Annotated in this window: 3 protein-coding genes and 2 pseudogenes; 3 read left to right on the top strand and 2 right to left on the bottom strand. The window is 42.4% G+C overall.

Translation table 11 applies throughout. The annotated features are described in order from the left end of the window. Positions 1 to 1,371: pseudogene (locus NG798_RS24640) on the top strand (hypothetical protein); the annotation flags it as partial. Between the two features lie 129 nt (positions 1,372 to 1,500). Here the strand turns inward: NG798_RS24640 and NG798_RS24635 are convergent. Beyond that, positions 1,501 to 1,641 carry a hypothetical protein gene (locus NG798_RS24635; protein WP_261226368.1) on the bottom strand — a complete coding sequence of 47 codons (141 nt, stop codon included), beginning with the start codon at positions 1,639 to 1,641 and terminating at the stop codon, positions 1,501 to 1,503. 705 nt (positions 1,642 to 2,346) lie between these two features. Beyond that, positions 2,347 to 2,532, bottom strand: coding sequence for a hypothetical protein (locus tag NG798_RS24630; protein WP_261226367.1), 186 nt, complete (start codon positions 2,530 to 2,532; stop codon positions 2,347 to 2,349). A 211-nt stretch (positions 2,533 to 2,743) separates the two neighbouring features. On the opposite strand from NG798_RS24630, the gene NG798_RS24625 reads away from it, so the two are divergent. Further along, positions 2,744 to 5,179, top strand: coding sequence for a tetratricopeptide repeat protein (locus NG798_RS24625; RefSeq protein WP_261226366.1), 2,436 nt, complete (start codon positions 2,744 to 2,746; stop codon positions 5,177 to 5,179). Between the two features lie 224 nt (positions 5,180 to 5,403). Further along, positions 5,404 to 5,575 (top strand): annotated as a pseudogene (locus NG798_RS28280) (transposase); the annotation flags it as partial. Positions 5,576 to 6,000 lie beyond the last annotated feature (425 nt).

Here is a 6,000-nt window from a genome sequence, read left to right as displayed (position 1 = left end):
ACCCTCGTCAACTACATCAAAACTGGGGAACTCCTCGCCATCCTCAAAGGCATCCAAATCACCTCTATCCCCACTCCGCCAAAAGTTGCTGTTATCTCCGAAATCAACATTCCCGAACTACCGGCTTTACCAGAAGAACCAGCAGCAGAGAGTGCCACCCCAGCACCCCTTTCCACCAGCAGCACGCCCGTTGCGAATCCCACACCAACACCAAACAGCAGCCCCGAAACCACAAAAACCCCGGTTTCCACCAACAGCCCAGCGCCAACGACCGCCATGCCGCCAGTTGTTGACGGAACTCCCGCACCTGTTAGCACACCACCAGTTATTGATCCGGCTTCTGCCCCGACAGATACCACCACGCCAAAACCTGACGGGATTCCGGCAAATCCGAGTACACCAGTCTCCGAGCCTGCGGCAAATCCCAACACACCGCCGGTTAACACTCCAACTAAGCCGGTAGATACGAACACCCCGCCGGTTAACACTCCAACTGCACCAGTAGATACCGGCACACCGCCTGTTAATACTCCAGCTACCCCGGTAGATACCAATACACCGCCTGTTAATACTCCAGCTACTCCGGTAGATACCAACACACCGCCTGTTAATACTCCAGTAGATACCACTACACCACCAGTTAACCCTCCAGTAACCCCGGTAGATACCACCACGCCACCCGTTACCACGCCAACTACTCCACCTGTCACTGAACCACCCGTTAAACTCACTGGTGGCTCAGCAGCAGATACTCTCACGGGAGGCAGCGGCAACGATACCCTTACTGGTGGTTCTGGCAACGACCAAATTTTAGGAGGTGCAGGCAATGATCTCCTCAATGCAGGTATCGGCGACGACACTGTATTCGGGGGCGACGGTGACGATACCCTGACTGGGGACAACGGCAATGACCAACTTTACGGCAATGCCGGCAAAGACTTCCTTGACGGCGGTGCTAACAATGATTCCCTCTGGGGTGGACAGGATGGGGACACGCTGACAGGACAATCTGGCAGCGATTTCCTCTCTGGGGATGCCGGTGACGACAGTCTCGATGGCGGCAACAACAACGACACCCTCATCGGTGGTGCTGGCAACGACACCCTTATCGGAGGCGCTGGCAAAGATACCTTCGTTCTCGCACGAGGTGAAGGCGTGGATACGATTCTTGACTTTACTGCTACTGGCGGCAATAAAGATGCGATCGCCCTCACTGATGAACTAACCTTTGCACAACTAACGATTACCCAGGGCACGGGCGCATCTTCCTCTGACACCCTCATCCGTATTGCCGAGAGTAACGAACTTTTGGCCATTTTAACTGGTGTCCAATCTAGCAACATCACCAGCGCTCATTTCACTACTTTCTAAGTCGCTGCGTTGCTGGACAGCGTAGAGAAGGCAAGCTAGATTGACATACTCACCGGCTTTTTAGGTCGGTGAGTCGTCACACTAGCTTGCTGATGATTTCGCAGGCTGGTTGTGCATCCACCTGCTACTTTAAATCCCAGGCATCTGAACCTTCACCAGCCCTACAGCCGCCATCGGTTTAATAAGATCCGCCGTATCAACCCTCTCGCAAATACATCGGCCCTCAACATCCACCAGCGTCTTAATCTCCACCGATGCCTGAATATTCATCAGCTTCTTTACATCCCCAACGTTGACAGATTTGCCAACCGCATAACATTGGTTCTATTATTTATGTAACCACCAATTTTAATCGTGAATTAATGAGGGCAGAAAATACAGTTTTCATCCTTCGAGCAGCAAGTTGGTTGAGTTTCATCCAATCTGGAGTTCTTGAGATTGTACTGAGACATAACCGAAGGAGAATTCATAACTAAAATACATAACAAAATCGGTATAATAATCCAACGGCTTTCCATGAAAATACCCTCCAAAAATTGAATTAACAAAAATTAAACAAGAATAGAAAGCAGAGTTCCTATGTAGGGAGTAGCAGGAGAATTTGATCTTTTTCTGAACAAACAGGTTTTCGGTATCGCGTATCAACTCTATAAATTACCGCTTGAACAAGAATATAGATTTATTGTTCCGGCACTAGCGTCATTTTCTTTGTCAAGTTCATACGCTTGCGCCCGCTAGTAACCATCTAAATATTCGCTAACTTGTTCTCAATTTTAATTGGGTAATAAAATTAACAAAGATCTTTTTTATAACCGTCCAAATCTTAAATTAATGTTTGCTTCAACGGGTATATAAATCTCTACCTGAACTGCGAGAAAGTAATCAAATTTTAGTAATGGCGATTGCAGATACCTAACTATTGTCTAAGCAGGAGGGCAATACTTGCCCTCCTTTTCAATGTAGGAGGAAATTGAATTAGCTATCGTCGCCGTCACCAGAAGACGAGGAGCCAGAGGAGTTGCCCTGACCACTTTGTGAGGCGTAGGCTGCTAATTGAGAAATGGCTGCTTGTGCTGCACGAGTCGGCTCTTTCGCACCTTTTTCCACATAGCCATTCTCTTTGTTTGGGGATCCAGCTTTGCTATCCATTGATTCAGACATTGAACACTAACTCCTGTTTAGGTAGTTTATGGAACCGTAGAAGTAAGTTGACTTGGCCAACTTGACCTCCGACAGTTTCTATGGTGTCAGGGGAAAAGAAGCGTGGCGGCTAACTCAGGCTCATATTTTTGTAGCTCATTCAGGCTCACTACCCTTGTTACTGAACCAGAGTGAGCCTAAAATTTAGCAAGCAGATGAGTAAGGCTCAAGCATGGAAGATTACTTAAGAGCTTCTGAAAAGGGTTTACAAATTATTAAAGATGCCGGAAGAAAAAAAGGTTGGAAGCAAACTACTACTTTAGAGTGGTGGAGACGTGCCAACACCACACAGGCTACCTTGAAGCGGTTCTGGCAGAGGAAACGAATAGATGGCTCCGCCTTTAGAGGAATTTGTGAGGCGGTAGGGGTTAATTGGAAACAGGTTGCTGAACTGAGCCAAAATCAGGAAACAGAGTTACCAGTAGTGTCAACTACGATGGAGACTCCTTGCCTGTCAAACCTGAGTTTTGTGGGACGTGAAAACGCCATCGCATCTCTTAACACCCTTATACGTCAAGGCTCAAAAATCATACTCATCCAAGCAGCAGGAGGAATTGGGAAGACAACGTTGGCAGAACAATTTCTCCATACTCAAGGATTTGAGTTAGTCTTAGAACTTCGGATGGCTAAGGAAAAAGAAAATATCCGCTCTGTAGAAAGTGTCATTGAAGGATGGCTGAAACAAGACTTAGAGGAAGAACCAGGGCGAGATCTTTGGGTATCCTTAGAACGGCTAAAACGGCAACTTCAAACTCGGAAAATAGGCGTTTTAATTGATAACTTAGAGCCGGCTTTGGATGGTCAAGGGAAGTTTATTGAACCCCACCGTAACTATGTCGAATTATTGCGAATGTTAACCCATCCAACTGTGCAGTCTGGGACGTTAATAACCAGTCGTGAACGCCTGTGCGAACCTGATATAACTGTTGAACGTTATGTATTACCGGGATTAGATGAAAAAGCGTGGCAACAGTTTTTTACTGAGCGCCATATTAATATAGATATGTTAACCCTAAAAGCGATGCACAAAGTTTATGGGGGTAATGCAAAAGCAATGGGTATCCTTTGCGGTGCCATTCGAGAAGATTTTGGTGGGGATATGATTGCTTATTGGCAGGAGAATAGTTGTGATCCTCTAATTGAGACTGACTTAAAAAATTTAGTCACCAGTCAGTTTAACCGCTTACAAGGACTTGACTTAAACGCTTATAAACTTCTCTGCCGCTTGGGATGCTATCGCTATCAGGATATGCCCGCTGTTCCGATTAAAGGATTATTATGTTTGTTGTGGGATGTGCCAGAAGGAGAGAAGCGATTGGTAATTAAATCCTTGCAAAATCGGTCATTAGTGGAGTTTAATAAAGGAGAATATTGGCTACATCCGCTAATTAGAGCAGAGGCTATTAGTAGATTAAAAGAAAGTGGTAATTGGGAAAATGCACACCGGAAAGCGGCTGAAAAATGGTTAAGCAATAAATACGAAATTAAGTCTTGGGAAGATGGAATGAGAATTTGTGAAGCTTTCCATCATTACTGTAGCATCATTGACTGGCCGAGTGCGTTTAAGCTTCTGGAAACACCCGTAAGTTTTGGAGATCCTAGTATTAAAATAAGGCAACAGTTAAGATTTTGGGGCTATTCTCAATATTTAATTGATACCTTAAACTCATTAAAAGGAAGACTATTAAATATGGCAGATGAGGGACAAAGAGTGGGGATAATTGGTGCCTCTTTGTACTCAATTGGTGACTATACGCAGTCAATCCAATACCTAGAACAAGCAAAAGAATTGTTTAAAAGTACCTCCATTTACTATTATGCTCATACTATAAGTTGGCTTGGGAAAGCTCATGCTAAATTAGGTAATATTTCTTTAGCTCTTATTTATTGCCACCAAGCCTTAGAAGAAGTAAACAAATTAAAAGGAATAGATGAAGATGATGGGGGTTGTGAATATAAAACATTAAATATTATTGGTGATATATATTTTATATTAGCTGAATATGAAATAGCGATTAAACATTATCAGAAGGTACTTATGTTGTCTCAACAAACAGGCAGACGTTACTTAAGGGATGAAGGAGATGCTTTTGCTTTAATAGCTTGCTGCCAAATGGAACTGGGCAATCCTAGAGAAGCTATTAATAACATTAAACAATCTATTAAGATTTTCCAGAACATACAAGACTATACAAGCCAATGTATTGCACAATACTTTCTCTGTGACTTCTATTTATTAGAGGATGATCTAGGAAAAGCAGCTAAAGTTTTAGAATTGACGAATTTTTTAGAAAATAAAATTAAATATTTTGACCCGGGAATGAAACGTTATCGGTTGAAAACGCAAGCCTGTTTTAATAGATATAATAAGGATTTCAATCAAGCTATTAGCCTGCATGAAGAATCGATAAAAATTAATCACGAAATTGGTGCTAAATGTGACTTAGCAGACTCTTACTATCAACTTGGATTAACTTATCAAGAGATGGGTGATATAAGTAAAAGCCTAGAAAATTTTAATAATGCAATTCGACTATTCAGAGAGATGGAAGCGCCAAAGCAGGTTGAAAAAGTACGACAAGCAATAGATAAGACTGGTGAAATCTAATCTTAGCCATCTCACGCGGCGACATTTGAAGGATCATGCAATAAATATTTATTGAGATTCTGGTTAAAGTATTGTTTACTTCCTGTACTCGAACCAGGGTAAACGCATCTAATTTATAAATTCCCATATATAGCGTTTGAGTAGAGACAAAAGCGCTACAGGCGGAAAGACTGTTCGCAATAAACAACTATAAAGCCGAGTTATTGTGCTAAAACCACTCTTTATTGAGAAGATGCGTTTGCCCTGGTACTCGAACCAGGACAGATTATTATTGATGCCAGCTTTCATAAAGGGAAAATTATCACAGAAATGGTCGAATAAGCCGGATATAATTTATGGTACTTTACCCCATATTCTCCTGATTTGAATAAAATTGAAAAATGGTCGGCTGTTTAAAAAACATGGATGAAAGAGAGATTAAAAGAATTTCAAACGGTCGCCCGAGTGCGTGGCTACTGCCGTTCCGAATTGTCCTAATGTATGGGTGTAGTGCTATAAATATAATTGTTTAAGGGATGTATATTATAGCGAAAAAAGGTTTACAAGAGTATGTCCAGAAAGTACAGAATCCGCTATATTTTTTACTTTAATTAGCTCAAAGCCTTACACAAATAAAACTTTTAATATGTTTCTCACTTGAGCAGCAAATAAGGTTTTTTTTTGGTTCATGTTTTGTTCCGTAAACCAACAGATAGTGAATCAACAGTTCCTTTTCCCAAATGAGCTCGCACCGATAATTTCCTAGAACGAGCTCATTTGTGCAGCCTTATGACCTGAAACAGCTAACTTTTTATCTCAGCAATTAAAAGATTAACTTTTTC

It is taken from the genome of Ancylothrix sp. D3o (genome assembly GCF_025370775.1).
In the GTDB taxonomy this organism is placed as follows: domain Bacteria; phylum Cyanobacteriota; class Cyanobacteriia; order Cyanobacteriales; family Oscillatoriaceae; genus Ancylothrix.
Note: the sequence above shows the minus strand (reverse complement) of the source record. Positions and strands in the feature narration are given on the sequence as shown.

What these genes read in the sequence shown, in the direction of transcription:
- NG798_RS24635 (WP_261226368.1), bottom strand. Translation starts at nt 1,641, where the DNA reads ATGAATATTCAGGCATCGGTGGAGATTAAGACGCTGGTGGATGTTGAG.
- NG798_RS24630 (WP_261226367.1), bottom strand. Translation starts at nt 2,532, where the DNA reads ATGTCTGAATCAATGGATAGCAAAGCTGGATCCCCAAACAAAGAGAAT.
- NG798_RS24625 (WP_261226366.1), top strand. Translation starts at nt 2,744, where the DNA reads ATGGAAGATTACTTAAGAGCTTCTGAAAAGGGTTTACAAATTATTAAA.